26 protein-coding genes are annotated in these 26135 nt (G+C 59.3%); 23 read left to right on the forward strand and 3 right to left on the reverse strand.

Annotated features, from left to right (window positions below; all coding sequences use genetic code 11):
- Positions 1-120: 120 nt before the first annotated feature.
- From murF to KTF55_RS04955, 19 genes are all read left to right on the forward strand, one after another.
- Positions 121-1545, forward strand: coding sequence for a UDP-N-acetylmuramoyl-tripeptide--D-alanyl-D-alanine ligase (gene murF / locus KTF55_RS04865; RefSeq protein ID WP_117786676.1), 1425 nt, complete (start codon positions 121-123; stop codon positions 1543-1545).
- Between the two features lie 3 nt (positions 1546-1548).
- On the forward strand, positions 1549-2568 hold the full coding sequence (mraY, locus tag KTF55_RS04870) for a phospho-N-acetylmuramoyl-pentapeptide-transferase (RefSeq protein WP_006234262.1): 1020 nt from the start codon (positions 1549-1551) through the stop codon (positions 2566-2568).
- A gap of 9 nt (positions 2569-2577) precedes the next feature.
- The gene (murD, locus tag KTF55_RS04875) at positions 2578-3984 is read left to right on the forward strand and encodes a UDP-N-acetylmuramoyl-L-alanine--D-glutamate ligase (RefSeq protein WP_217107761.1); all 1407 of its coding nucleotides are present in this window, start codon (positions 2578-2580) and stop codon (positions 3982-3984) included.
- 35 nt (positions 3985-4019) lie between these two features.
- Positions 4020-5513, forward strand: coding sequence for a putative lipid II flippase FtsW (gene ftsW / locus KTF55_RS04880; RefSeq protein ID WP_217107762.1), 1494 nt, complete (start codon positions 4020-4022; stop codon positions 5511-5513).
- Complete coding sequence (gene murG / locus KTF55_RS04885) at positions 5503-6618, forward strand: undecaprenyldiphospho-muramoylpentapeptide beta-N-acetylglucosaminyltransferase (RefSeq protein WP_217107763.1); 1116 nt, start codon at positions 5503-5505, stop codon at positions 6616-6618. Before ftsW ends, murG begins: the two co-directional genes overlap by 11 nt.
- Before the next feature lie 97 nt (positions 6619-6715).
- On the forward strand, positions 6716-8134 hold the full coding sequence (gene murC / locus KTF55_RS04890) for a UDP-N-acetylmuramate--L-alanine ligase (RefSeq protein ID WP_215694146.1): 1419 nt from the start codon (positions 6716-6718) through the stop codon (positions 8132-8134).
- Positions 8135-8139: 5 nt separating this feature from the next.
- Positions 8140-9051: a UDP-N-acetylmuramate dehydrogenase gene (gene murB, locus KTF55_RS04895; protein ID WP_217107764.1), complete on the forward strand. Its 912-nt coding sequence runs from the start codon at positions 8140-8142 to the stop codon at positions 9049-9051.
- A gap of 424 nt (positions 9052-9475) precedes the next feature.
- Positions 9476-10264 (forward strand): FtsQ-type POTRA domain-containing protein, encoded by a 789-nt coding sequence (locus KTF55_RS04900; RefSeq protein ID WP_226790563.1) that lies wholly within the window; start codon positions 9476-9478, stop codon positions 10262-10264.
- 199 nt (positions 10265-10463) lie between these two features.
- Complete coding sequence (gene ftsZ / locus KTF55_RS04905) at positions 10464-11618, forward strand: cell division protein FtsZ (protein ID WP_022094491.1); 1155 nt, start codon at positions 10464-10466, stop codon at positions 11616-11618.
- Between the two features lie 210 nt (positions 11619-11828).
- Positions 11829-12629: a polyphenol oxidase family protein gene (locus tag KTF55_RS04910; RefSeq protein WP_148332199.1), complete on the forward strand. Its 801-nt coding sequence runs from the start codon at positions 11829-11831 to the stop codon at positions 12627-12629.
- Positions 12626-13462 carry a phosphate ABC transporter substrate-binding protein gene (locus tag KTF55_RS04915; RefSeq protein ID WP_099431531.1) on the forward strand — a complete coding sequence of 279 codons (837 nt, stop codon included), beginning with the start codon at positions 12626-12628 and terminating at the stop codon, positions 13460-13462. The genes KTF55_RS04910 and KTF55_RS04915 overlap by 4 nt, the downstream gene beginning before the upstream one ends.
- A 1-nt stretch (position 13463) precedes the next feature.
- Positions 13464-14390: a phosphate ABC transporter permease subunit PstC gene (gene pstC, locus KTF55_RS04920; RefSeq protein WP_217107766.1), complete on the forward strand. Its 927-nt coding sequence runs from the start codon at positions 13464-13466 to the stop codon at positions 14388-14390.
- Between the two features lie 3 nt (positions 14391-14393).
- The gene (gene pstA / locus KTF55_RS04925) at positions 14394-15299 is read left to right on the forward strand and encodes a phosphate ABC transporter permease PstA (protein ID WP_217107767.1); all 906 of its coding nucleotides are present in this window, start codon (positions 14394-14396) and stop codon (positions 15297-15299) included.
- Between the two features lie 12 nt (positions 15300-15311).
- Positions 15312-16115, forward strand: a complete 804-nt coding sequence (gene pstB, locus KTF55_RS04930) for a phosphate ABC transporter ATP-binding protein PstB (protein WP_089571588.1) — start codon at positions 15312-15314, stop codon at positions 16113-16115.
- A 92-nt stretch (positions 16116-16207) separates the two neighbouring features.
- The gene (locus KTF55_RS04935) at positions 16208-17065 is read left to right on the forward strand and encodes a PhoU domain-containing protein (RefSeq protein WP_217107768.1); all 858 of its coding nucleotides are present in this window, start codon (positions 16208-16210) and stop codon (positions 17063-17065) included.
- 119 nt (positions 17066-17184) lie between these two features.
- A complete protein-coding gene (locus KTF55_RS04940; protein ID WP_217107769.1) occupies positions 17185-17922 on the forward strand; it encodes a YggS family pyridoxal phosphate-dependent enzyme in 738 nt (245 codons plus the stop codon).
- Between the two features lie 60 nt (positions 17923-17982).
- The gene (locus KTF55_RS04945) at positions 17983-18705 is read left to right on the forward strand and encodes a cell division protein SepF (protein WP_022094497.1); all 723 of its coding nucleotides are present in this window, start codon (positions 17983-17985) and stop codon (positions 18703-18705) included.
- 57 nt (positions 18706-18762) lie between these two features.
- Positions 18763-19008: a YggT family protein gene (locus KTF55_RS04950; RefSeq protein ID WP_227790178.1), complete on the forward strand. Its 246-nt coding sequence runs from the start codon at positions 18763-18765 to the stop codon at positions 19006-19008.
- Positions 19009-19069: 61 nt separating this feature from the next.
- On the forward strand, positions 19070-19744 hold the full coding sequence (locus tag KTF55_RS04955) for a DivIVA domain-containing protein (RefSeq protein ID WP_022094499.1): 675 nt from the start codon (positions 19070-19072) through the stop codon (positions 19742-19744).
- A 167-nt stretch (positions 19745-19911) separates the two neighbouring features.
- Here the strand turns inward: KTF55_RS04955 and KTF55_RS04960 are convergent, their stop codons facing one another.
- The 3 genes from KTF55_RS04960 to KTF55_RS04970 form a co-directional block, all read right to left on the reverse strand.
- Positions 19912-20442, reverse strand: coding sequence for a nitroreductase family protein (locus tag KTF55_RS04960; RefSeq protein WP_217107770.1), 531 nt, complete (start codon positions 20440-20442; stop codon positions 19912-19914).
- Positions 20443-20722: 280 nt separating this feature from the next.
- Positions 20723-21346 (reverse strand): DUF47 domain-containing protein, encoded by a 624-nt coding sequence (locus tag KTF55_RS04965; protein ID WP_217107771.1) that lies wholly within the window; start codon positions 21344-21346, stop codon positions 20723-20725.
- Between the two features lie 67 nt (positions 21347-21413).
- Positions 21414-22463, reverse strand: a complete 1050-nt coding sequence (locus KTF55_RS04970; protein WP_006234237.1) for an inorganic phosphate transporter — start codon at positions 22461-22463, stop codon at positions 21414-21416.
- A 250-nt stretch (positions 22464-22713) separates the two neighbouring features.
- Here KTF55_RS04970 and KTF55_RS04975 point away from each other — a divergent pair, with 250 nt between their 5' ends.
- From KTF55_RS04975 to KTF55_RS04990, 4 genes are all read left to right on the forward strand, one after another.
- Positions 22714-23052 carry a hypothetical protein gene (locus KTF55_RS04975; RefSeq protein ID WP_147346257.1) on the forward strand — a complete coding sequence of 113 codons (339 nt, stop codon included), beginning with the start codon at positions 22714-22716 and terminating at the stop codon, positions 23050-23052.
- Between the two features lie 83 nt (positions 23053-23135).
- Complete coding sequence (locus KTF55_RS04980) at positions 23136-23831, forward strand: Bax inhibitor-1 family protein (protein WP_217107772.1); 696 nt, start codon at positions 23136-23138, stop codon at positions 23829-23831.
- 141 nt (positions 23832-23972) lie between these two features.
- Complete coding sequence (locus tag KTF55_RS04985) at positions 23973-25106, forward strand: TIGR02452 family protein (RefSeq protein ID WP_217107773.1); 1134 nt, start codon at positions 23973-23975, stop codon at positions 25104-25106.
- A gap of 77 nt (positions 25107-25183) precedes the next feature.
- Complete coding sequence (locus KTF55_RS04990) at positions 25184-25843, forward strand: SGNH/GDSL hydrolase family protein (protein WP_217107774.1); 660 nt, start codon at positions 25184-25186, stop codon at positions 25841-25843.
- Positions 25844-26135 lie beyond the last annotated feature (292 nt).

Here is a 26135-nt window from a genome sequence, read left to right on the forward strand (position 1 = left end):
CAATCTTTGGGGCGTGGTTTGTTGTCCCATATGAGGGGTGTTCACATGCCCTGCACCACGCATGCGCGGCGCTGGGATACAATACGCCGATAGCATTATTAGGTTTACAGGGGAGCTGCAATGATAGAGATCGCCGTCAACAACCTCGCGGCCGCAACAGGGGCCCGAACCGTGACGGGAGAAGCCGATCGGGTATGCCGCGGGTGTGTTATCGACTCGCGCCAGGTCGAGGAAGGGACGATTTTCGTTGCCTTTCCCGGTGAAAACGTCGACGGCAATGATTTTGCTTCCCGTGCCGTCCAGTCGGGTGCCGGCGCCGTCGTGATGACGCGTGAGCCCGAGGCCGAGTTGGTCTCGCTGGCGCAGGACAAGGGCTGTGCCATCTTGCTGACCGATGATCCCGAGGAGTTTCTGCTGCGTTTGGCGCACACGTACCGTCTGGAGCTTGGCTGCCTGGTCGTTGGTATTACCGGTTCCATCGGCAAGACGACGACCAAGGACGTGCTCGCCGCCGTGCTCGCCAAGCGCTATCGTGTCTGGGCCACCAAGGGCAATTTCAATAACCTGATCGGCATGCCGCTCACGGTGCTTTCCGCTCCGGCCGATACCGAGGTCCTGGTGCTCGAGATGGGCATGAACCATTTCCACGAGATCGAGCGCCTGTCCCAGTCCGCCAATCCCAACCTTGCCATCGTGAGCAAGATTGGTACCTCTCATATCGGCATTTTGGGTAGCCGCGAGAACATCGCCCGCGCTAAGGCCGAGATTGTCCAGGGTATGTGCGCCGCTGGCGACTTCTTGCCGCTGCTGGTTTTGGGCGGCGAGGACGACTTTACGCCGTTCATTCGCGATACGTTCGCCCAGCCTGCTGGTATCGACGTGATGCTGGCCGGCGTCTCGGACGATGATGAGGTCCGTGCCCGCGACATTCGTGTTGATGACGAGGGCCGTCCGGTCTTTACGCTCGATTTTGGTCAGGGCGAGACAATCGATACCATGCTTGCCATCCCCGGCGTGCAGTCCGTTCCTAATGCCGTTAAGGCCGCCGCGGTTGCCTATCGCCTGGGCGTGACGCCCGAGCAGATCGATGCTGCCTTTAGGGGCCTCACGATCACCGGTCACCGCCAGGAGATCAAGCGCGCCAAGAGCGGTGCCCGCGTCATCGACGATTCCTATAACGCCAGTGCCGAATCCATGGCTGCTGGCCTCGATCTGCTGTGCTCGCTTTCGTGCACGGGGTCTCGCATGGCGATCCTGGGCGAGATGGGCGAGATGGGCGATGAGGCTCCTCGCATGCATGAGCTCGTGGGCGCCTATGCCGCCGCCAAGAAGCTCGACATGCTGGCGTGCGTGGGTGGTGAGCTGGCCCAGCTTATGGCCGATGCCGCGCGCATGATGGGCATGGACGAGGACCGCATCCAGGTGTTCTCCGATTATCAGCAGGTGCTCGACCGCATGGGCGGCGCGCTTGAAAAACATGATGTTGTACTGGTCAAGGGTTCCCGCTTTGTTGAGCTCGACCGCTTTGTGGAAGGTGTGTGCTAGCCCATGTTCGGCAATCCCTCGTATCCAACGTATCAGGCTTTTTTGGGGCTTGGCATCGCCGCCGCCATTGCGCTGCTGCTCATGCCGTGGTGGATCAAGCTGCTCAAGGTCGAGGGTATCGGCCAGCAGGTTCGTGCCGATGGCCCCAAGCGTCATTTGGTTAAGCAGGGAACGCCCACCATGGGTGGTGTTGTCATCCTCGTCGCGATCTCGCTGACCTGCCTGCTGATGGGCAAGCTCACCACCGAGCTCGTGCTCGTGCTCCTCGCCACGCTGGCGACCGGCGTGCTGGGCCTGATCGACGACCTGACCTCCGTTACGCATGGGCGCTCGCTCGGTCTGACGCCTCATGCCAAGATGATCGGCCTAACCATTATCTGCGTCACCTTTACGGTACTTGCCGTCAACTGGTGCGGCGTCGCCCCCGAGATTCGTTTTCCCGGCGGCCTGACGATTGACCTCGGTGTTCTTTCGACCACCATCTGCGGCCTTTCGTTCCCGTGGCTCTACATTGTCTTTTGCTGGCTGATGATCGCCGGTCTTTCTAATGCCGTGAACCTGACCGATGGCCTTGACGGTCTTGCTGGCGGCACCTCCATGATTGCCATGCTCGCCATGGCCGCCATGGCGTTTTTGCACGGAGACGTGAACCTGTCCATCTTCTGCACCGCGTGTGCCGGTGCCTGCTTGGGCTTTCTGTGGTTCAACTGCTATCCGGCGAGCATCTTTATGGGCGATACCGGCTCGCTTGCCCTGGGCGCCGCGTTTGCCTGCACGTCCATCATGACCAACACCGAGGTCGTCTCCCTCATCATCGGCGGCCTGTTTATCGTTGAGACCCTGTCGGTCATGATTCAGGTTGTCTACTTCCACTTTACGCACAAGCGCGTCTTCCTTATGGCGCCCATCCATCATCATTTCGAAAAGAAGGGCTGGGCCGAGACCAAGGTCGTCATCCGTTTTTGGATTATCGCTGCGGCCTTTGGTGCCGTTGGCCTTGCTTTGTTCTTCCAGTTGGGATAGTGGTCTTTCATGCCTCTTGCTGATGTCTTTAGCCTGCTCGTTTTGGGTCAGGGCAAATCCGGTCTCGATGTCGCCCGCTGGGCGCTGGCACATCCCGAGCGCGTAAGCGCCGTTACCGTGTATGGCGGCGGCACCTCTGAGCCCAATGACGCCACGCGTGCGCTCGAGGCTGCTGGTGCGTCGTTTGTCTATGGGACCGAACAGGTCGAGGGCGCCTATGACGTATGCGTGACGTGCCCGGGCATCTCGGAGTTCTCGGGCTTCTTTAAGGCCGGGCGCGAGCATGCCGCCCAGATTATGGGTGAGCCCGAGTTTGCCTATCGCCTGTCGCCCGATAACTGGATTGCCATTACGGGTACCAACGGCAAGACAACTACCACGTCGCTGACTGATTATCTGCTCAAGGCTGCCGGTGAGGCCAGCGTAGCTGTCGGCAACATCGGCGAGCCGCCGGTCAACGAGATTGACGGCCGAGCTCATAACGAGTGGTTTGTGGCCGAGCTCTCGAGCTACCAGATTGCTACGACCGCCGAGCTTCATCCTCGCGTGGCGGTGCTGCTCAACATCACTCCCGACCACTTGGGCTGGCATAAGAGCCATAAGAACTATGCGCTTGCCAAGATCAAACTGTTTGACAATATGGTCGATGACGATCTGGCGGTTGTCGACGTCGAAGACGCCGGCATTCACGAGTTCGATGAGCACATCTACACGCCGGGTCGTCGCATCTGCAAGGTCGCTTTTGACGAGCCCGAGGGCGAGGATGCCGCCTTTGTGCGCGATGGCAAGATGATCGTGCGCCTGAAGGGCGTCGAGACCCCGCTCATCGCTACATCCGAGCTCAAGATTTCGGGCCATCACAATGTTATCAATGCCCTGTGCGCTGCCACAGCTGCCCTGGCAGTCGGTGCCGATGTCGATGGTGTCTGCCGCGGTCTGGCCTCGTTCCAGCCGCTCGAGCACCGTGTGGAGCCGTGTGGCGAGATTGACGGCGTGCGCTACGTCAACGATTCCAAGGCGACCAACACCGATGCGGTCGAGAAGGCACTGACGGCATTTCCCGATGACGACGTGATCTTGCTGCTCGGCGGCCACGATAAGGGCACGCCGCTCACGGACTTCGCGCGCGTTGTTATGGATAACGTACGCTCGGTCGTCTGCTTTGGCGATGCGCGCGAGCGCTTCACCGCCGCTATGGACGAGGCCGATGTCGATGGCGATGTGGATATCGCCCAGGCGGATGACCTGCGCGATGCCGTGGACGTCGCCCGTTCGCTGTCGAGCCGTGGCGACGTGATCCTACTTTCTCCTGCCTGCTCTTCGTTCGATGAGTTCTCGGGCTATGAGGAGCGCGGCCGCGTGTTTAAGGACTATGTGGCCCAGCTTGCCGCTGCAGCGAAATCACAAATGGAATAGGGGTTGCGGTGAGAGAGGAGAGCCCCCGACAAGGTATGAGGAGGCCCGACTCGGACCGTGCTTCCTCGCGGCGCAGCACACCGCGTTCCGGTCGCGGCGGGCAGACGTTTAGCGAACGCTATATTGCCGGCGTTCCCGCCCGTATCATGCGCCCCCGTTTGATATTCATGGCCTGCCTGTTTACCTTGGTGTGCTTTGGCCTGCTGATGGTGTACTCGGCGTCTTCGGTCGAGGCGCTGCACGAGAATGGCTCGGCGACGTTTTTTCTGTTTCGACAAGCCGCGTTTGCCGGAGTTGGCGTGCTGGCTATGGTTGCCATCGTGCGCATCTTGCCGGACAGTTGGTTTGGGGAAGATGTGCTCAGGATCTTCCTTATTGGCATGATAGGGCTACTGCTTCTGGTGTTCTTGGTGGGCAGCGGCAGCCGTGGCGCCACGCGCTGGCTCAACATCGCCGGTATTCAGTTCCAGCCTTCCGAGTTTTTAAAGCCATTTGCCATTGCGTATTCGGCCATCATGCTCGACCGCTTCTTTTCGCCCGGTGGCAACATCAACGAATTCCTTCGCAAGATGGGCATCTACCTGGGCATTTCGCTCTTTCTGATCTTTATCCAGCCCGATTTCGGTACTGTCCTGATCATCCTGTTGACCCTCATGTGCATGGCGTTATTTGCGGGTCTCGACCCCAGATTTATCATCGGCGTGCTAATCTTCGGCATTCTCGTGATCGTGATTGCACTTGTCGCAGAGCCGTACCGTATGGTGCGTATTCAGGTTGCCTTGAACCCTTGGGCCGACGAGTATGGTGACGGCTATCAGGCCACGCTTGCCATCATGGCCTTTGCCTCGGGCGGTCTGTTCGGTCGTGGCATCGGCAACTCAACCATGAAGTACTCGTATCTGCCCGAGGCGCACAATGACTACATTCTGGCCATCATTGGCGAGGAAGTCGGTTTTGTCGGAACCGTGCTGTTCTTCTTGGTGTTTGCGATGCTGATCTACTCGGCGTTTCGCATTGCCGAGCAGGCGACCGATCGTCGGGGCGCGCTTATGGCGTCTGGCTCCGCGGTCATTCTCGCGGTGCAGTTTTTGATTAACGCGTTGGGCATCCTCAACGTGTTTCCCATGACGGGCAAACCGTTGCCGTTTATTAGCTACGGCGGTTCGTCGATTATTGTGTCGCTTATGCTTGCCGGGTTGATCCTGCGCGTTTCGTACGAGAGCGCCCGTCGCGATGAGTACGACCGTCGCCGCGAGAGCTTTGCCGTTATGGATGAGAGTACCGCCGGCGTGCCCCACGTGCGCGGCGAGCGATCTTCGCGTAACGGTTTTACCGTCCTGGATGGCTCTGCGACCGAGCCGGCAGCCCGCCCGCGTCAGCGAACGGCACCGCAAGGTCGTCCTCAGCGCCCCAGCCCTCGCACCGCGGGCGGCGGATATAATCGAATCGATTTGAACTCGGACCCGTCGGCGCGTCTGCGCACCGACGACCAGGGACCGCGTGTACGAAGGGACTACCATGACCGATAAGATGACCGTTGCTATTGCAGCCGGCGGCACGGCAGGACACATCAACCCCGCGCTCGCCTTGGCCGAAGAGCTGCGTGATCGTGGCCACCACGTTGTGTTCGTGGGCCAGTCGCGCAAGCTCGAGGGTCGTCTGGTCCCCGAGGCTGGGTTTGATTTTGTGCCCATTACGGTCACGGGCTTCGACCGCTCCCGTCCTTGGACGGCGCTGACCTCGCTGTGGCGTGTCAACAAGGCCAAGCGTGCGCTCGCCAGTCATTTCTCAAAGGTCGGCAAGCCCGACGCTGCCATCGGTTTTGGTGCCTATGTCGAGGTTCCGCTGCTGGGGTGGTGCAAGGGCGCAGGCGTTCCGTATCTGCTACATGAGCAGAACTCTGTTCCGGGCCTGGCCAATAAGATGATGAACTCCCACGCCGCCCGTGTGTGCATCTCGGTGCCGGCAGCGCGCTCGGTCTTTGAGCGCGAAGGTGACCCTGACCACGTGCTCATGACCGGCAACCCCGTACGTCGCTCGGTGATCGAGGGCAATCGCGCTCGCGGCCGCAAGGCACTTGGTGTTCCCGAGGACGCTACGCTGCTGCTCGTCTTTGGCGGTTCACTTGGCGCCCAGCACCTCAACGAGCGCGTGGTTTCGCTCAAAAACGAGCTGCTTTCGCGCAAGAACCTCTATGTGTTGCATTCGACGGGTGCCGACGGCTTTGAGGAGACCGAGCGCGCTTTGGCGCTGACGCCCGAGGAGGCGAAGCGTTACCGCGTCCAGCCTTACATCGACAACATGGGCGATATGTTGGCTGCTGCCGATTTGGTGCTCTCGCGTTCGGGCGCATCGAGCGTGGCCGAGATCGCTGCGCTCGCCGTGCCCTCGGTGCTCGTGCCGTATCCGCATGCGACGGCCGACCACCAAACCACCAATGCCCGGTATCTGGTCGACGCCGGGGCCGGCGTGCTCTGCGCCGATGCCGATATCGACGGTTCTGCCTTTGCCGATGAACTGCTGCACCTGGTCGATGACGCGGCGGCGCGCGACGCCATGCGTCAGGCGGCGCGTGGTCTGGCTCAGGATAGGGCCGCCGCTCTTCTGGCGGATGCGGTAGAGGGTTTGCGTTAGTTAGACGGGATATCGTCGGTCGCCCTCGCGCTGATGCGGTAGGTGCGGTACAGTTAACAGGTTACAGGCAGTGTTTACGCAAGGAGTACACGAGCACATGGCTGATTCCCAGACTGCAACCTCCGCGCCCGAGTTTAAGAGCGCCCACTTTATCGGTATCGGCGGCGCCGGCATGAGCGGCATCGCCCTCGTTCTGCACGAGCGCGGTTATGCCGTTACCGGCTCCGACCTTAAGACGTCACGTTATATCCGCCAGCTTACCCGCGCTGGTGTGAAGGTACATGTGGGCCATGAGGCCGCCACGATCGACGAGGTCAAGCCCGACGTGGTTGTTGTCTCCACCGCTATTCCGGAGTCCAACCCTGAACTCGTGCGCGCTCGCGAGCTTGGTATTCCCGTGTGGCCCCGTGCCAAGATGCTCTCTGCCTTGGGCCACGGCTACACTACCGTCGCTGTTGCCGGCACGCACGGCAAGACCACCACGTCTTCGATGTGCGCCACCATGCTCGACCGCATGGGTCTGGATCCGAGCTTCCTGATCGGTGGCATCGTTGAGGGCTATGACACGAACGGCAAGAACGGCTCGGGCGACTACTTTGTCGCCGAGGCCGACGAGTCCGACAGCTCCTTCCTGTTCCTGAACCCCAACGTGGTCATTGTGACCAACGTCGAGGCCGACCACCTCGATCACTACTCGGGTATCGAGGAGATCGAAGCGACTTTCGCCAAATTCATGAGCCTGGTGGGCGAGGACGGCACCGTCATCGTCTGCGGTGAGGACCCGCATCTGGTCGAGCTCGCCAAGTCGACGGGCCGTCACGTGCTTTCCTACGGCTTTGCCGAGAGCAACGACATCGTCTGCATGCACCCGGATGTCAAGGGCATCCAGAGTGACTTTATCGTTCGCTTTGAGGACGGCACTGAGCATGCTGTGGAGATCAAGAGCAATCCCGGTCGCCACAACATGCTCAACGCCACGGCGGTGCTCACCGTCGCCCATGTCCTGGGCCTTGACATCGACGCCGCCGCCAAGGCGCTCTCGAGCTTTGAGGGCGTCCGCCGTCGCTTTACCCACGTGGGCGATATCGATGGCATCACCGTGATCGATGATTACGGCCATCACCCCACCGAGATCAAGGCGACGCTTGCTGCCGCTTCGTCGCTGGGCTACAAGCATGTCGACGTCGTGTTCCAGCCGCACCGTTATTCGCGCCTGCAGGCCCTGTGCGACGACTTTGCCGATGCATTTGCCAATGCCGATAAACTGCTGCTGATTGATGTGTTCTCGGCTGGCGAGATGCCCATTCCGGGTGTTACCTCTAAGATGCTCGCCGATACCGTGCGCGCCAAGCATCCTGGCAAGGAGGTCGTGTACTGCTCCAGCCGTCTTGAGCTCAATCAGGAGCTCGAGCAGATGGTGGGCGAGGGCGATCTGCTGCTCACTATGGGTGCCGGTGACGTTACGACCGTCGGTCCCGAGTTCATTGAGTATTTGACTGCCAAGAAAGACGCTTAAGTCTAATGGGTCTGTTTAACGCCGTCATGGCGCTCTCGGGCATGATCGACACGGATGTGATCGAGGACGAGCGCCTTGCGCGTCATACGAGCTATCGTATCGGCGGCAAGGCCGACCTCTTTGTGACGTGCCATAGCTATCATGCCCTCCGCCGCGCCGTGGCGGTGCTCGATCGCGAGCAGGTGCCGTGGGTCATCATCGGCAAGGGCTCCAATCTGCTGGTTGCCGATGGCGGTTATCGCGGTGCCGTCATTTCGCTCGGACGTGAGTTTCAGCGCACGGTTGTTGCCGATGACGGTTGTACGCTGACGGTCGGTGCGGGCGTGATGTTTGCGCGCCTGGTCAACGATGCCCTGTCGCGTAGCCTCTCGGGCCTTGAGTTTGCCGTTGGCATCCCCGGTTCGGTCGGCGGTGCGATATCTATGAATGCCGGCACACGGACCGAGTGGATTGGCTCGCTGGTTGAGGATGTCGTAACGTTTGACCCGGCATCCGGTATCAAGCATTATGTGGGGTCCGAGATCACTTGGGGCTACCGCGAATGTAGCCTTCCCCGCAATGAGATCATCCTCGAGTGCGTGCTCAAGCTTAAACCGGCGCCCAAGGCCGACATTCGCGAGCGCATGGAACGGTACCTGACGAGGCGCAAGCGTACGCAGCCCATGGGTCGCGCATCCTGTGGGTCGGTCTTTCGCAACCCGCCCGATGCGAGTGTGGGCAAGCTTATCGAGGATTGTGGATTAAAGGGTTTTTCGATTGGCGGCGCGGAAGTTTCGCCCGTTCACGCTAATTTTATCGTTAATAACGGAACTGCCTCGGCCGATGACGTTGCCGCGGTTATCAGACATGTGCACGGAAAGGTGAGGGAGGCGTATGGCATCGAGCTCAGACCGGAAGTTAAATTCCTCGGCTTCTAGAGCATCGAAACCCACCTTCCGCCGCGCCGGAGGGCGTTCCGGCGCGCCTGCCAAACCTCAACGCAATACCGTCGCGCACTCTAAGTCTGTCGGGCATGCTCGACAGGCCGGTCGTCCGGTCGTCGGCTCTCAGCTCGGTAATCGTCCGGCCGCAAAAAAGTCCTTGCGTCCCTCGGCGACGTCAAAGCCTGTTATGGGCGCCAAGCCTGCCCGTCCCATGGCAACTCCTAAGCCCTTGACGGGAACTAATGCGGCGCGTCCGGGTCGCACGCTGGGCGCATCGAAACCGCGCTCGCTGACATCGGTGCCGGCTACCGCCAAGAAGCCTTCGGGTAAAAAAGGCGTCAACCCGTTGTCTTCACTTAGGGCGATGGCAAGTAAAACATCAGACGCCGCTTCTGTCGTTACAGGCAAAGGCAAAATCGTGGGCGGCGTTCTGGCCGTCTTGGCCGTGCTCGTCGTCGTTGCCGTCGTGGTGATCAACTCTGGATTGTTTACCGCCACTGATATTCAGATTCAAGGCAGCGAGCATGTGACGAAGCACGATGCCATCCAGCTGATCGATTTGCCCGAGGGAACGTCGCTTTTTAACGTCGATCCCGACCAGATTACCGAGGACCTCAAGCAGAACCCGTGGGTCTCGGGCGTGGATGTCCAGCGTCAGTTCCCGCATACGCTCATCATTACGCCGATGGAGCGCAAGGTCATCGCAATTGCCTATATCAGCTCCGATGACCTTGCCTGGGCCATCGGGGATGATGACACCTGGATCGCCCCGCTGTCGACGTCGGTCGAAGTGGACGACCAGGGCAACGTCATCACGACAGGGCAGGGCTCAAATACCCTGACCGGAATCGATGCCGCGCTGGCGCTCGCTAAGCATTATGGCGCGGTGTTGTTGACTGATGTCTCGGCGGATGTCGCTCCGGTTTCCGGTCAGGCGGTGAACTCCAAAGCCGTTAAGGCCGGCCTGGATTATGTGCGTGGTTTTTCGAGCGAGTTCTTGGGACAAGTCAAGGACATTTCCACGCCTTCGGTCGAAGCCATCTCGGCAAACCTCAATAACGGCATTGAGGTGTCGCTGGGCGATTCGGACGATATCGCCAAGAAGGAACGCGTAGTCACCAAGTTGCTTTCGCAGGTAGAGGGCGTAACGTATATCAATGTGCGCTCTCCGGGCAACTACACATTTAGGAATGCTCCGACCTCGTAGCGCTGGTTGATGCTTTGTTGAGGGGCCATACCACGCCGTTTATCTGGTTTGTTTGGTTTTCACGGTCAATTATTTGACTGATACGTTCATAATGTGCAAACATAATACGGTTTACCTTTGCATTTACTTTCAACCTGAAGGTTAATGTGCGCAGGGGTCGACCCATGCTATGGCTATAACCTTTGTTCGGAGGACCGACATGCACGAGACAGAGATCAACAACTACCTTGCCGTCATTAAGGTGGTCGGCGTCGGCGGCGGCGGTACCAACGCGGTCAATCGAATGATCGAAGAGGGCATCCGCGGCGTCGAGTTTGTTGCCATCAACACCGATGCTCAGGCACTCGCGATCTCTGATGCCGATATCAAGGTGCACATCGGCACTGACCTTACCCGCGGCCTGGGCGCCGGCGCCAACCCCGAGGTTGGCCGCAAGGCTGCCGATGAGTCCCGCGATGACATTGCCGAGGCGCTCGCTGGCGCCGACATGGTCTTCATCACCTGCGGCGAGGGCGGTGGCACCGGTACCGGCGCTGCTCCCATCGTTGCCGATATCGCGATGAACGAGGTCGGTGCGCTGACCGTCGCCGTCGTGACCAAGCCCTTCACCTTCGAGGGCCGCAAGCGTAAGAAGAGCGCCGAGGAGGGCATTAAGACCCTCTCCGATTGCGTTGACACCATGATCGTCATCCCTAACGATAAGCTGCTCGACATCGCCGAGAAGAAGACCACCATGCTCGAGGCCTTCGCGATTGCCGATGGCGTCCTTTCCCAGGGCACCCAGGGCATCACCGACCTCATCACCGTCCCCGGTATCATCAACCTGGACTTCGCCGATGTTAAGACCATCATGAAGCAGGCCGGTACCGCCATGATGGGTATCGGTACCTCTTCTGGGGATACCCGTGCCGTCGATGCTGCCCAGCAGGCCATCTCCAGCCCGCTGCTCGAGAGCTCCATCGATGGTGCCACGCGCGTGCTTCTCTCCATCGCCGGTTCCAAGGACCTGGGCATCCAGGAGATCAGCGACGCCGCCGACGTTGTCGCCAACGCCGTCGACCCCGAGGCCAACATCATCTTCGGTACCGTTGTCGACGAGTCCCTGGGCGATCAGGTGCGTATCACCGTCATCGCTACGGGCTTCTCCGACTCCAACGTCAACCGTCAGGATGAGCTCTTTGCCGCTCAGCAGTCTCAGAGCAAGGCCGCTGCTTCCGCTGAGCCGCAGCGCACCGCTCCGGCCACCAGCCCGGCTCAGGCCGCTCCGACCCGCAACGTCGGTGGCACCGAGCTTCCTAACTTCGGCAACGATCAGTTCGAGCTTCCCGACTTCCTGAAGCGCGGTAGCTTCTAAGTCGTTCTTTGCATTGTTGTGCACAGGGGCGTGTCCGTATGGACGCGCCCTTTTTATTTCGACTTTGTAAACTAGAACCTCCAATCTCTTTACGTTCCCTTTACGATTGCCTCCAGCGCAGCAGGTATCCTTTTAAAGAAGTATGACAGCCGTATAAACGCGGGCTGTAGCGGCGATGCCGCGGTACTTGTGTTATTAGGAGGCTTTAGTATGGCAGCACGTGCGGACAACGTTTCGCGTGTCGACCATGATGGAGTTACGTTGGTGGAAGGCGCGACATCCGATGTTCGCTTTGCCTTTACCGAGCGCGCCGGTGGTGTTTCCGAAGATGCGTACTCCTCACTCAACTTGGGCTCGCATGTTGGCGATGACCCCTTTGCTGTTCAAGAAAATCGTCGTCGCGCGCTCGAGGCTATGGGTGCCGCCGAGTGCGAGCACAACCTGCTCGTTCCCAATCAGGTCCATGGTGACCATATCGTTGCGGTGACCTCGAACGGCGCCGATGACCTTGAGGACGTCCGCGAGCAGATTGCCGAGGGCTGCGATGCCATCGTCTGTACGGCGCATAACGTGCCCGTGCTGCTCTGCTTTGCCGACTGCGTTCCCGTGGTGCTGGTGGCCCCTGGCGGATTTGCCGTGGTGCACTCCGGTTGGAAGGGTACGATTGCACGTATTTCCGCCAAGGCGTGCCAGGCGCTTTGCGATGCTGCCGGCTGCGATGCGAGCGACGTTTCCGCCTATATCGGCCCCCATATCTTGGGCGACGAATATGAAGTATCCCAGGAGCTCATGGATCGCTTTGCCGCCGAGTTCTCTTGCATCGATGCGAGTACCTCTCGCATGCTCGATCTTTCCGCTGCCATTCGCGAGGCGCTGGTAGATGTCGGTGTCGACGCGGATAATATCGTGGATACCCAGCTTTCGACCGTGCGTCAGAACGACCGCTTTTATTCCTACCGTAACGAGGACGGCACCTGTGGGCGCCATGCTGCGATCGGCGTGATGCTATGAGAAAGATCGTATCGGTCCTGAGCGCCGCTGTGCTTACACTTACGCTGTGCGCCTGTTCTTCGGGATCTTCTACCTCTTCCATTACCGTCGCCGGCTCCACGACCTGCCTTCCTATCGCCGAGATTGCGGCCGAGGGCTTTAAGGAGGAGACCGGCATCGACGTGCTCGTTTCCGGTTTGGGTTCTTCCGCTGGCATCGAGGCCGTCAGCGCCGGCACGGCCGATATCGCCAGCTCCTCCCGTGGACTCAATGCCGACGAACAGGATTTGGGCCTGACTCCCATCGTCATTGCCCACGACGGTATCGCGGTCATCGTGAACGACGATAACCCGGTCGATAACCTCTCGACCGAGCAGCTCCGCGATATTTACGCCGGCAAGATCACCAACTGGAAAGAAGTCGGTGGCGAGGACCTGAAGATCCAGGTCATCAACCGAGATGAGGCGTCCGGTACGCGCGAGGCCTTCCGTACCATCGTGATGGACGGCACGCCGTTCGATCGCCGCTCGGCTGTTCTTTCGGGTACGGGCCAGGTGCGCGACGTGGTATCTCGTTCGCGCGGTGCCATTGGCTACATTTCGCTGGGCTTCGTCGATAGCCTCAACGCCAAGACCTCGGTCAAGGCCGTCTCGGTCAATCATGTTGAGGCGTCCGAGAAGACGGTCGCGAGCGGCGGCTATCCCATCTCGCGCGACCTTTACTTCTTTGTTAAGGGTGCGCCTTCGCAGCAGGCGCAGGATTACATCGACTACGTGACGTCCGAAAAGATGGACAAGCAGATTCGCGAGGCGGGCTTTATCCCCGTCACCAACGACGAGAAGGGGAGTGAGTAGCATGGAAGCACAGGAAAACTCCCAGACTGAGCAGAATGTTCAGACGCCCAAGAAGCGCGAGCTGGCGCTCGTATCGCGCAGTACCTATATCAAGGAGAAGGCGCTGCAGTGGACCTTCTTTGCCTGCGCGTTCTTGGCGGTCGTTACCGTCATCCTGATTTTTGTCTTTACCACGTACTCGGCGCTGCCCGTCTTTACTGACATCGGTCTGGCGGACTTCTTTAGCTTTACGTGGGCGCCCTCTGAGGGCCACTACGGCATCATGTCGCTGCTTGCCGGCTCAGGTCTGGTGACCGTCGGTGCGCTCGCCATGGGCGTGCCGCTAGGTGTGGGTACGGCCGTATACCTGGTCGAGATCGCCGGCAAGCGCGTGCGCAAGCTTATCAGCCCTGCCGTTGACCTGTTGGCCGGCATCCCTTCTATCATCTATGGCTTCTTTGGAATGATCATCATCCGTCCGTTTATCGCGCAACTGACCGGTGGTCTTGGTTTTGGTGCGCTGACGGCGTGGTTCGTGCTTGCCATCATGATCGTCCCTACCATCACCACGCTCACCATCGATGCTCTCAATTCCATTCCCATGGGCATTCGCGAGGCATCCTATGCCATGGGCGCCACCAAGTGGCAGACCATCTATAAGGTCGTGTTACCTGCCGCCAAGCTGGGTATCGTGGATGCCATCGTGCTGGGTATGGGCCGTGCCATCGGCGAGACCATGGCCGTGCTCATGGTCGTGGGTAACGCCCCGGTTATTCCCGACAGCATTGCGAGCCCCATCTCGACGCTCACGAGCCAGATTGCGCTCGACATGAGCTATTCCTCGGGTCTGCACCGCTCGGCGCTGTTCGGCATGGGCGTGGTCCTGTTTATCATCTCCGCCACGTTGGTAGGCATCGTCCGTCTGATTTCCAAGAAGAAGAGGGGGTAGGCTATGTCCGATTCCGTTGACACGACGGTCGATACGACCTCGTCGCGCGAGCGCATCAAGCGTGCCCTTTCCCACGGCAAGAAGGGCCGCATCAACAAGGACCTGTCCAACAAGATCATGCTTGGCGTGTTTCGTGCTGCTGCCTACATCACCACGCTGGTGCTGGTCGCTATCATCGCCTACGTGGTTGTTAACGGCTTACCGCATATCTCGCTCGACTTCATCTTCGGTTGGCCTCAGGGCGTCAATGCCGAGGGCGGAATTTGGCCCACGATCGTCTCGACCGTCTATGTGACGGCGCTCGCCATGCTTATCTGCACGCCGATCGCTGTGCTGGCAGCCGTCTATCTGGCCGAGTACGCCAAGCAGGGCAAGGTCGTCGAGCTCATTCGCTACGCTGCTGACGCTTTGGCTTCGGTGCCCTCCATCGTTATGGGCTTGTTTGGCTACGCCTTGTTTGTCGAGGCCATGGGCCTGGGTCTTTCGATGGTCTCTGCCGCTCTGGCACTCGCGCTCTTGATGCTTCCCATCGTCATGCGCACCACCGAAGAGGCCATTCGCGCCGTTCCGCGCTATATCCGTTGGGGCGCGTACGGCCTGGGCGCCACCAAGTGGCAGGTTGTCTCCAAGATCGTGCTCCCTTCTGCCTTTGGCCGTATTGCCACAGGCATCGTGCTTGCCATCGGCCGCGCCATCGGCGAGACCGCCGTGGTGCTCTACACCATGGGCCAAGCCATCAACCTGCCTATTTCGCCGCTCGATTCCGGCCGCCCCATGACGGTTCATCTGTACCTGCTTGCCAACGACGGCATCAACATGAACGCAGCCTACGGCACTGCGCTCTTGCTGATGGTGATCATTCTGGCCTTCAACCTGTTTGCGCGCTTCCTGTCGCGCAAACGTCGCTAGTTAAGGAGTCCCATGTCCGTTTATCAGTCCGCTCCCACGCTGGAGCAAGCGGCCATTACGGCCAAGGATTTCAACTTTTGGTACGGTGACTTTCATGCGCTGACGGGGCTTGACCTCAACATCGCCAAAAACGCCATCACCTCCTTCATTGGCCCTTCGGGCTGCGGCAAGTCGACGTTTTTGCGCTGCATCAACCGCATGAATGACCTGATCGAGGGTACGCGCGTCGAGGGCACCATGACGCTCGACGGCAATGATATCTATGCCGAGGGTGTCGACCCGGTCGACCTCCGTCGTCGCGTGGGCATGATTTTTCAGCAGCCCAACCCGTTTCCCAAATCCATCTACGAGAATGTCGCCTTTGGCCCTCGTCTGCAGGGCGTGACTAGCAAAAGCGACCTCGATGACATCGTGGAAGAATCGCTCAAGCGCGCCAACCTCTGGAAAGAGGTATCCAATCAGCTCAACAAGGATGGTTTGGCGCTCTCGGGCGGTCAGCAGCAGCGTCTGTGCATCGCGCGCGTGCTTGCGGTGCAGCCCGATGTCCTTCTGATGGACGAGCCCTGCTCCGCCATCGACCCCACGTCCGTCTCTAAGGTCGAGGATCTGATGGCCGAGCTGGCGCCCGAGATGACGATCATCATCGTCACGCATTCAATGCAGCAGGCAGCTCGTATTAGCGATTACACCGCATTCTTCTTGCAGGAAGTTGCCGGCGAGCCCGCCACGCTCATCGAGTATGGTCAAACCGACGCGATCTTCACCAGCCCGGTGGACTCGCGGACGGAAGACTATATCACCGGCCGCTTTGGCTGATCGGTGCGACTAGTCCCAAGTCGATCGGACCTGGTCCGGTGCGTATTCACTGTGCGGGCGGCATGACCGCACCCAACTGATTGGAGTGAACCATGCGCAAACTGTTTTCCCGTCAGCTCATCGAAGCCCGTCACGAGATGCTGAGCATCTACGAGGCCGTCGATCTGGCCCTCCACGATGCCGTGAAGGCCTATGTGACCGACGACCGCAAGCTCGCCACCAAGACCAAGAAGCGCACGCTTTCGATTGACGCGCGCTGCGCCAACCTGGAGGCCGTCTGCTACAACCTGATCGCCACGCAGTCACCGGTCGCCTCCGACTTCCGCCTGCTTCAGACGATCATCTACGTCGACTTTAACCTGCAGCGCATGACCGATAAGGTTCGCCAGATCTGCCGCGCCACGCGTCATATGGTCAAGGCCGACATCTCGCTGCCCAAGGAGCTTGTCGGCACGGTCGAGGCCGAGGCCGAAGCTGTCTACCAGGTGCTGGGCTCGTCGCTTTCTGCGCTCGTCACCAATGACATGTCCATCATCTGCAACCTGGCCGTCGAGGACGAGCCGGTGCATGCGGCGTACGAGAAGTTCTTCCGTACCTTCAACCGCATGGACGCGGGCGAGTTTATGGATGACGATAGCAACTATGACGACCTGCGCCGCGCCATCATGGTTTCGCGCTACCTCGATCGCATTGCTTCGATTTCCATCGATGCCGCCTGCCGTCTGACCTTCCTGTTGACCGGACAGCGTATGACTGCCGGCGATATCGCCCGCACTGATGAGGATGAGCTCGAGAGCATGCGCGTGCCTTCGGGCGAGGGTGTTATCATGAGGCCCGCCGTCGACGCTCGCTACGTTGCCAAGGTGCCCGCTAACGAGGTCAGCGAGGGTCTTCGCTACCTGCTTGATCATCTTGAGGACGAGGACGATGGCGAGGACGACGAGGAGTAAGTAACCCCGTTCGTCGAAAGATTGTAAATACCTAAGTGAGCGCGGCCTTGCACATGCGGGGCCGCGCTCTTGCGTTAGCATGGGACTACTTGTTTGGCTGTCAGCGGAGGCGATTAGCAATGGATAACTATTTGGACTTGATGCGCGCTCGCCGCGAGCAGATTCTGGAACGTTTTTATGCGGCGCTCGATCGCGCAGGCCGTCCCCACGACGCCGCGAGCCTCATTGCCGTGTCCAAGACCGTTGGTGTCGATGAGACCGTTGCCGCCATCCAGGCGGGGTATCGCCATTTTGCCGAGAACCGCCCGCAGGAGCTGGTTCGCAAGCTCACGGGTCTGGCGGAGCATCCGGAGCTGCCCGAGGTGCGCTTCGATATGATCGGCAACCTGCAGACCAATAAGATCAATGCGGTGCTGGGCTCAGCCGAGCTGATTCACTCGGTGGGTTCGCTGCATCTGGCGCAGGCGATCTCGAGCCGTGCTGTCCGCAAGATCGAGGCAGGCGAGCTCGCCGGCCCTCAGCGTGTGCTCATTGAGGTCAATGTGAGTGGTGAGGAGTCGAAGGGAGGCTTTTCGCCCGATGAGATTCGCGCCGCCGCGGGTGAGTTTGCGGAACTTGAGGGAATTTGCGTGCAGGGGCTTATGACTATGGCGCCCCGGGGGAATAAGGATGTGGCACGCCGCACCTTTGCGGGGCTTCGTGAGCTGAGGGATGAGCTGGAGGCGGCGCATTCCGATTTGAACCTGCCTGAGCTTTCCTGCGGCATGAGCGAGGACTTTGAGCCTGCCCTTGAGGAGGGCTCTACGCTCGTTCGCCTGGGCAGGGTAGTATTTAGCCCGGAGTTTGCAGTAAAATAAGGCTCTGAAGTGCGCACTGATTATTGGGGCGCCTGCACTAAACCGCGAGAGGACACAACCATGGGCTTCCTTGACGAGATTAAAAATAAGATGCACCTGGGCGGCCAGCAGGGTTACGACCAGGGTTATGGCCAGGACGACGACTACGGCTACGATGACGGCTACGATGACGGCTATCAGGGCAACGGCTACAGCGGTGCTTCGGGCGAGGGCTTCTACACCCAAGACGAGCCGAGCAACGGCCTGCTTGGTCAGACGCGCCGCGGTGAAGCTGAGTCGGTTGCCGTGTATACGCGCTCCGGTCAGCTGGTCGGCGATGACTCCCGCCACGCCACGACGTATAATCCGCCTTCGCGCTCGCAGGACAGTGTTGCGAGCGGTTATCGTCCTGGTGCCTATGACACGCCGTCGAGCTACGCCGAGAACACCCGCGCCCGTGCCGCCGCTGCGCCCGCACCTGCACCGAGCGATGCCTCGGCCTATGCGAGCAATATCATCAACGCCACGCCGCAGCTGCCGGCCTATGTCCTGCGCCCCGAGAGCTATGACGACGTGGAGACCGTGGTGCGCCGCGTTCGCACCAAGCAGCCTGTCGCACTGATTTTTGTGGGCGTACGCACCGAAGTTGCCAAGCGCGTCTTGGATTTCTCTTACGGCTTTGCCTGCGGTCTGGGTGCCACGGTCAAGGAGGTGGGCGACCGCGTGTTTATGGTGCTGCCCGCCGGTTGCGAGGTCAAAGATTCCGATCTCAAGAAGCTTCGTGCCGACGGCTACCTTAAGTAAAGACAAGACGAGGAGATTCCCATCAACATCTACACTATCGTCCAGCTGGTCAACACGCTGTTCAACTTCTATTCCACGCTTATTGTCGTCTACTGCTTTATGACGTGGATTCCCATGAAGCAGGGTGGTTTGCTTCAGGATATTGCCGCGGTGCTTGATAGCGTGTGCGGTCCGTGGCTTAACCTGTTCCGTCGTTTCATCCCGCCGATGGGCGGTATCGATTTTTCGCCGGTCGTTGCGATTATTGCGTTGCAGTTGGTGCAGAGGCTGGTTCTGCAGCTTCTTATAGGTATACTCGTGTAGAACTGACTTAGTAACTTACGTCGGGCGTGTAGCGCCGAGGCGATGAAAAAGGAGACTTGTTATGGCTATTACCCCTGCAGACATCCAGGCTCAGACTTTCTCTGAGGCCAAGCGTGGCTACGATCCTGCTGAGGTCGACGTCTTCTTGGAGACGCTGTCCTCCGAGGTTGACGCTATGCTCGCTAAGATCGTCGACCTTAAGGGTCGTCTGACTGCTACCGAGCAGCAGCTTGCCGATGCGCAGGCTCAGCTTGCCCAGGCTCAGGATGCCCCCGCCCAGGCCGTTCCTGCCGCCCCCGTGGCTGCTCCCGCCCCTGACTTCTCCGCTCAGGAGCGCCAGATTTCCGCTGCCCTGATCGCTGCCCAGCAGACCGCTGAGACCATCGTCAACGATGCCAATGAGAACGCTGAGCGTATCCGCAACGAGGCTGACGCCAAGGCCCGCGAGGTTATCCGCCAGGCTCTGACTGAAAAGCAGGCCGAGCTCGAGGAAATCGACCGTCTGAAGGCTTCCCGTGAGGAGTTCAAGGCCGAGTATCTCAAGCTCATCCAGCACTTCATGGACGATGCCCAGAACTCCTTCCCGGCTGACCTCATGGCCTCCACGCCGGTCGGTTCCGCCGCTTCTCCTGCGGTGACTGTTCCCGCCGAGCCGCTGCCCGTCGCTGACCCGGTTGTCCCCGTGGCCGATCCCTTCGCCCCGATCGACAACTTTGCCGCCGACGACCTGGACTAACATTCGGCCTACAATTTAGTGCCTAGAAAGGACCCGCAGCTTGCGGGTCCTTTTTTATGACTGTGCAGGGGCGCGCAACATAAAAAACCGAGCCCTGCACATTGTGGCGCAGAACTCGGCGAATGGGTGAGCGGTAAAAGGTAGGTTTTAGGGCATGTGCCAAAAAACTACTTGAGGAGGAAGTTGGGGAGGGGAATGGTACGGGCCTCGCGATGCTCGGGGTCGGCGATGTGGTCGGCAGGATAGCCACAGACAAGCATGTGATAGGGATAAACGCCCTTGGGCAGATTGAACTGCTCCTGTGCCACCTCTGGCTTAAAATGGCATACCCAGCACGTTCCCAGGCCCTGCTCGGTGGCCTCCATCATCATCTGATCGCAAACGATGGATGTATCGATTTCGCTGGAATTCATCTGATCATACGGGCGCACCCAAGCATCATCGGTAACGCTGCAAATAAGGAAGATAAGCGGAGCGCCAAAGATAGACCCATCACGAGCAAACCGAGGCTGACAAGCAGCAGCCTTCTCCAGAAGCTCAGGCGTATCCAACACCATCACACGGGTTGGATGATTATTACAAGCAGAAGGAGCAATCCGCCCAGCCTCAACAATGGCATCCACCACAGCTTGCTCAACAGGACGGTCCTCAAACGAACGACAAGAATACCGACCACGAGCCAGATCCAAATAACTCACAACCAAGACCTCCAAATTCAACGAATCAATCCAAAGTAAAACAAAGGGTACCCAAAGCCCCATCCACCCAAACGTTTAAGGCGGTCCCAAAGTTCCCAATCGGGTCCAAAGGCCCCGCCAACAAAAGCCCCATCGCTTTCAAAGTATCAGCCAAAGTTCCCAATGGTGGTACGTAAGGCGAAGGGCCGGCACCTGTTTACTTTCGAACGACTCTGCCATGCAGCCGGAGTGAGAAAGCAAACAGGTGCCGGCCCTTCGCCGCCGGGACACGTACCCCCAATTAACTGTTCTTCATGACAATCGAATCCACAACATCGGCCACATTCTCACAGCAGTCAGCGCAGTACTCCAGGAAGGCGTACACGTCACGCCAGGCGATGACCTCGAGCGGGTCCTTGCCGTTAACGTGCAGGTTGCGCATGGCGTTGATATAGAGCTCGTCGGCTTCGGACTCGATGGTGTTGATCTGGATGACGAGTTCGCGCAGGGTCTTGGACTTGCGGTAGTTGGGCAGCTCGACCATCAGGTCTTTCATGGCGCGGCAGGCGTCAGTCACCTTGTGGGCGATGACGATGGCGTCGGGATGGATGCTCTGGATGTTGGTGAAGTAGACGCGCTGCACGACGCCCTCGATGCGGTCGAGCACGGTGTCGAGTGAGCAGCTCATCAGATCCAGATCCTCGCGCTCGAGCGGGGTGATAAAGGCGGTGAGCAAGGCGTCCTCAAGCTCATGGTGCTTCTTGTCGGCCGCATGCTCGATCGCGTGCATCTTGTTGAGCATATCGTGAATCTTTGCGGGATCGAAGTTCTCGAAAATCTTGGTGAGCAGCTCGGCGGCCTGGACGGCAAGGTCGGCGCAGACGACGTAGTTGTCGAAGTAGAACGAATCGGGTTTCTTTGCCATGGGTGGGTCCTTTCGAGGCGAAGACGGGTGGGCGAGGTAATGCAGTCCGGATGGACGTTCGGTTTGACTAGAGGAACATCATGAACAGCTTGGCCATGACAAAGCTGATGAGTCCGCAGGCGGGGAAGGTGAAGAACCAGGTGAACATCATGTCTTTGACGACGCCGAAGTTGATGGCTGAGAGGCGCTTGACGGCACCGACGCCCATGATGGCGCAGGTCTTGATGTGTGTGGAGGACACGGGGATGCCGGTAAGGGTGGCAAGCAGCAGGTTTGCGGCGCCCGCCAGGTCGGCGGAGAAGCCCTGATACTTTTCGAGCTTGACCATGCTCTGGCCGACGGACTTGATGATGCGCTCGCCGCCCACGCTGGTGCCGATACCCATAGTGGCCGAGCACAGCAGCATAATCCAGATGGGGATGCCTGCATCGCCGACGCTCGTCTGGCCGCTGGCAAAGGCCACGCCTAAAAAGAGCACGCCGATGAACTTCTGTCCATCCTGCGCGCCGTGCATAAAGCTCATGGCCGCAGCGCTCGCGATCTGAGCGTATTTAAAGAAGACATTGGCACGTCGCCTGTTGGCGGCGGCGAAAAGAATCGAGACGAGCTTGCACAGGACCCAGCCCATGACAAAGCCCAGGCCGATGGAGAGCGCCAGACCGTAGATGACCTTCATCCACTCGTGGACGTTGACGCTGCTCGCACCGCCGAGGGCGATGGCGGCACCGGTCAGGCCGGCGATAAGGCTGTGGCTTTGCGAGGTGGGGATGCCAAAACGCGACGCTGTGGCGCCGTAGACGACGATGGAGAACAGCGCCGCGCATAGGCAGGCGAGCGCCATGGTGCTGTTTCCGCCAAAGTCGACGATATGTGAGATGGTGTTGGCGACGCTCGCGTTAAAGTGCGTCATGATGAGCACGCCGAGGAAGTTGAATGCGGCGCTCATGAGAATGGCGGCGCGGGCGGGCATGCAACGCGTAGTGACGCAGGTCGCGATGGCGTTGGGCGCGTCGGTCCATCCATTGACGAAGATGGCGCCCAACGCGAGGATCACGGTGACGGCAAGGACTGGGTTCGACACAATTTGGCCGAGGAAGGTTGAGAACGTTACGTCCATATATGGGCTTTCTCGAAGTTTGCAGACACGTTACAAAAACATGATAAATCGTATCACCTCCTGCGGGTCTCTTTACCGAGTTCTGATGGGAGAAGTGAACTTTTTGGCACTAAAATTGAATATTAGCCCTGTTGACCGCGGGTGTTCTTTTTGCTAACACGCCATGCGGACACGTGCGATTACTACGACACCCCAAAACCACAGTCTGTTCGCTTTACAACATGCAAACATGCGTTCGATAATAGGAGGCATGGAATATCGACAGACAGACGGCAAAACTCGGCGCGTGCACAAGCAGTATGTGGACGTCGTGGCCCGCATCCTCGCGGGCGGACAAGTCGTGCCGGTCACCGTCTGCTGGGTCGACGGACGTTGTTTTACAATCGATGAAATTATCTCGACCACCGGGTTTGGCCTGACGGTCCACGGCATCCGTACGGCGACCTATAAGGTGCGTTTTGGCGGGCACGCGACCGAGTTGTATCTGGAGGACCAGACGCGCGAGCGGGCGGACGGCTCGCAGGCACACGTGATGCGTTGGTGGGTCTGGGCCTTTGATCGCACGCTCGAGGGCGAGCGCCGTAGGTAAGGACGTACGGCATTCGGGTACAATGACAAGAATCTTGTCATCTGCTGCGCCGTCTTTCACGGCGCTTTGTGAAAGGACGAAGTATGAACGATATCCAGGGCTATCAGAACGGCCCCATCGAAACTGGCGCAAGCCGTGCCAAGGAGATGTCGCCGCGTGCGTACAATCTTTCCATGTCTGCCCTCATCTTCTTGGGCTTTTGTGCCATGGGCGCTGGTGCTTACTTTACGAGCACCATGGCGTTTGCCCGCATGATGATGAGCGGCGCCGCCCTGCCACTGGTCTTTGGCTCGTTTATCCTGACTATTGTCGGCATCGTCATGATGTCGGCTGCTGCCAGCAAACAGTCCGTGGGCCTGTCGCTCGTGGGTTACGTGATCTTTGCGAGCACCTTTGGCCTGACCGCGTCGTTTGGCCTTGCCAACTATGACCTGCCCACCATCAACACCGCCTTTATCGCCACCGCTGCTATCACCTTTGTCTTCGGTGCGCTGGGCGTGACGTTCCCCAAGTTTTTCCAGCGCGTATATGGCATCGGCTTTGGCATTCTGCTCGCCACGATTCTGGTTGAGGTCGTGCTGATGTTCATGGGCGTTTCGCAGTCCATCACCGACCTGATCGTGATCGTGGTGTTCGCCGGGTTTATTGGCTATGACACCTATGTTGCCACGACGGTGCCGCCCACACTGCCCAACGCCGTGCTTATGGCCTCTAACCTGTTCGTGGATATTATCAACGTATTCCTGCGCATTTTGAACATCCTCGGCCGTCGCGATTAAAGCGCGGCATTGCGACGCTTCCTGCCGGACACGGTAAAACGATGCGAAAGGCGGTCCTTCGGGGCCGTCTTTTTTGTACGCGGCGGGGTATCATGGATGGGAAAAGCCGATGGCGGCAGAGACCGAGAAAGGTGACCACTTATGGCAGACGTCGACAACAGGAACCGTAACCGCAGGTCCAACCGAGCGGGTCAGCCCAATCCCAAGCGCGAGGCCCGTGCCAAGGCCGCCGAGCGTCACGTGGCAACTGTGTCCGAAGCGTGCGCCAAGGATATCGAGCGTTCGCTTGCCGGTGTGTGCGAGTTCGATGGTATGCCTGCCGGTTTTGTCGCGGCGATGAAGGCCAAGGCCCAAGCGGCCGACGCTGTCGAGGAACAGGTTGCCGAGGAGTCTGAGGCCGCCGAGGCCGAGACCGCTGAGGTTGCGTCCGCCGAGACCGAGGTTACGGCCGAGCCTGCACCCGCAGAGGAGGCCACGGAGACCGAGTCCGCGCCTGCCGCCGAGGAGCCCGCTCCGGTCCTGCCCGAGGTCACCGTGCTCGACGCCTCTGCCACGCAGGCCATTCTGGATAACGGCCGAGGCTACGCGCAATTCTGCGACATGGCCGTGCTCGCCTTTGCCTCGTTCACCAACCCGGGCGGCGGCTACATCCAGGGCTATCTGGGTCAGGAGGCCACGCTCTGTGCCGATTCGTACCTGTACAACGTGCTCGATAAACAGCGCAAATGGTACGGCGAGAACCGTCGCCGCAACATCAACTGCGAGCTTTACCGCAACCGTGCGCTGGTGGTGCCTGCGGTGCGCTTCGACCGCAACCACGTGCATGCGTATGCCGACGTGATCGTGGCCGCCGCGCCCAACGCCAAGCGCGCTCGCCAGGAGTATCGCGTGAGCGACGATGCCTTGCTTGACGCTCTGCGCGATCGCATCCGCTTTGTGCTTGCCATCTGCGACGAGCTGGGTCGCGAGAAGCTCGTACTGGGTGCTTGGGGTTGCGACAACAACGGCTTTGACGCCGAGGCCGCGGCCGAGCTCTTCCGCAAGGAGCTCGCATCGGGCGACTTTAAGGTCAAGCAGGTGTTCTTTGCCGTGCCTTCTACGCGATGGGATGAGGATTTTGCCAAGTTCGAGCACGTGCTGGCAAACTTCCCCGAGCGCAACGAGGAGTCCTATGCCCAGGTTGCCGCACGCGCTGCGGCTGCTCGCGCCGCCGAGCAGGCCCAGGCTGCCGCCGAGGACGATGAGGACGATGACGATTGGCGCAAGTACCTGTAATCGGTACGGGCCGACAGATAGGTCGAGCCGGCGGGAGGGCTGCTCCCGTCGGCTTTTTACTAAAGGAGAGGCTTACGATGAAAAACGTTCTGTGCTTTGGTGACAGCAATACCTATGGCTATGATCCGGCGGGCATGCGCGACGGCACCGCGGTACGCTATGCGTACGATGTGCGCTGGTGCGGCGTGGCCCAGCGAGACCTGGGCGAGGGCTGGCACGTGATTGAGGAAGGCCTCAACGGCCGCACGACGGTACGCGACGACATGTGCCATCTGGACACTAATCTCAACGGCATCCGCGCGTTGCCGATGCTGCTCGAGGCTCATAAGCCGCTGGATGCGATCGTGATTATGCTGGGCACCAACGACTGCAAGACGGTCTTTAGCGTGGGGGCTGCCGATATCGCTGACGGTGCCATGGCGCTGATTCGCACCGTCCGCGCGTTTCCCTGGACCGAAGCCGCGCCCTGCCCGCGTATTCTGCTGATGGCGCCTATCAAGATTAAACCGCAGATCGCCGATGTGTACATGACCGACTTTGACGAGCGCTCCGTCGAGGCCTCGGAGCATTTTGCCGAATACTATGCGTATGCTGCTAAACAGTTTGGCTGCGACTTTTTGAATGCCGCTGATTTTGCCGAGCCGGGCGATATCGATTATCTGCACATGATGCCCGAAAGCCACGAGAGCCTGGGCCACGCCGTGGCAGCCAAGCTCCAAGAGATGCTTGGTGAGTAGCGCGACCCAAAGCAGTACAGTAGTTCCCCTTGCGACGGCTTGTTTCGTTGGTTTGTTTTGATCTGTAACAGTTGTAAGGCCGAAAACGGGCTAGATGTTACAGATTAAGATTATTTAGGTCGATATCGGTCGTTTGTCTCGATCTGTAACATCTAGGGTCGATTTTGCCGAGTTACTGTTACAGATCGAGATTATCTTCTCAGCGGAATTTGGATGTCTCGATTTGTAACAGGTGGGCCGAAAAATGGACTCTAACTGTTACGGATCGAGATGTTTATGGGAACCACCACAA

Source organism: Collinsella sp. MSK.8.10, assembly GCF_019041915.1.
Lineage (GTDB): Bacteria > Actinomycetota > Coriobacteriia > Coriobacteriales > Coriobacteriaceae > Collinsella.

Bases quoted from the DNA above. Each gene is read 5' to 3' on its own strand.
- murF (WP_117786676.1), top strand. From the start codon at position 121: ATGATAGAGATCGCCGTCAACAACCTCGCGGCCGCAACAGGGGCCCGA.
- mraY (WP_006234262.1), top strand. From the start codon at position 1,549: ATGTTCGGCAATCCCTCGTATCCAACGTATCAGGCTTTTTTGGGGCTT.
- murD (WP_217107761.1), top strand. From the start codon at position 2,578: ATGCCTCTTGCTGATGTCTTTAGCCTGCTCGTTTTGGGTCAGGGCAAA.
- ftsW (WP_217107762.1), top strand. From the start codon at position 4,020: ATGAGGAGGCCCGACTCGGACCGTGCTTCCTCGCGGCGCAGCACACCG.
- murG (WP_217107763.1), top strand. From the start codon at position 5,503: ATGACCGATAAGATGACCGTTGCTATTGCAGCCGGCGGCACGGCAGGA.
- murC (WP_215694146.1), top strand. From the start codon at position 6,716: ATGGCTGATTCCCAGACTGCAACCTCCGCGCCCGAGTTTAAGAGCGCC.
- murB (WP_217107764.1), top strand. From the start codon at position 8,140: ATGGGTCTGTTTAACGCCGTCATGGCGCTCTCGGGCATGATCGACACG.
- ftsZ (WP_022094491.1), top strand. From the start codon at position 10,464: ATGCACGAGACAGAGATCAACAACTACCTTGCCGTCATTAAGGTGGTC.
- KTF55_RS04910 (WP_148332199.1), top strand. From the start codon at position 11,829: ATGGCAGCACGTGCGGACAACGTTTCGCGTGTCGACCATGATGGAGTT.
- KTF55_RS04915 (WP_099431531.1), top strand. From the start codon at position 12,626: ATGAGAAAGATCGTATCGGTCCTGAGCGCCGCTGTGCTTACACTTACG.
- pstC (WP_217107766.1), top strand. From the start codon at position 13,464: ATGGAAGCACAGGAAAACTCCCAGACTGAGCAGAATGTTCAGACGCCC.
- pstA (WP_217107767.1), top strand. From the start codon at position 14,394: ATGTCCGATTCCGTTGACACGACGGTCGATACGACCTCGTCGCGCGAG.
- pstB (WP_089571588.1), top strand. From the start codon at position 15,312: ATGTCCGTTTATCAGTCCGCTCCCACGCTGGAGCAAGCGGCCATTACG.
- KTF55_RS04935 (WP_217107768.1), top strand. From the start codon at position 16,208: ATGCGCAAACTGTTTTCCCGTCAGCTCATCGAAGCCCGTCACGAGATG.
- KTF55_RS04940 (WP_217107769.1), top strand. From the start codon at position 17,185: ATGGATAACTATTTGGACTTGATGCGCGCTCGCCGCGAGCAGATTCTG.
- KTF55_RS04945 (WP_022094497.1), top strand. From the start codon at position 17,983: ATGGGCTTCCTTGACGAGATTAAAAATAAGATGCACCTGGGCGGCCAG.
- KTF55_RS04955 (WP_022094499.1), top strand. From the start codon at position 19,070: ATGGCTATTACCCCTGCAGACATCCAGGCTCAGACTTTCTCTGAGGCC.
- KTF55_RS04965 (WP_217107771.1), bottom strand. From the start codon at position 21,346: ATGGCAAAGAAACCCGATTCGTTCTACTTCGACAACTACGTCGTCTGC.
- KTF55_RS04970 (WP_006234237.1), bottom strand. From the start codon at position 22,463: ATGGACGTAACGTTCTCAACCTTCCTCGGCCAAATTGTGTCGAACCCA.
- KTF55_RS04975 (WP_147346257.1), top strand. From the start codon at position 22,714: ATGGAATATCGACAGACAGACGGCAAAACTCGGCGCGTGCACAAGCAG.
- KTF55_RS04980 (WP_217107772.1), top strand. From the start codon at position 23,136: ATGAACGATATCCAGGGCTATCAGAACGGCCCCATCGAAACTGGCGCA.
- KTF55_RS04985 (WP_217107773.1), top strand. From the start codon at position 23,973: ATGGCAGACGTCGACAACAGGAACCGTAACCGCAGGTCCAACCGAGCG.
- KTF55_RS04990 (WP_217107774.1), top strand. From the start codon at position 25,184: ATGAAAAACGTTCTGTGCTTTGGTGACAGCAATACCTATGGCTATGAT.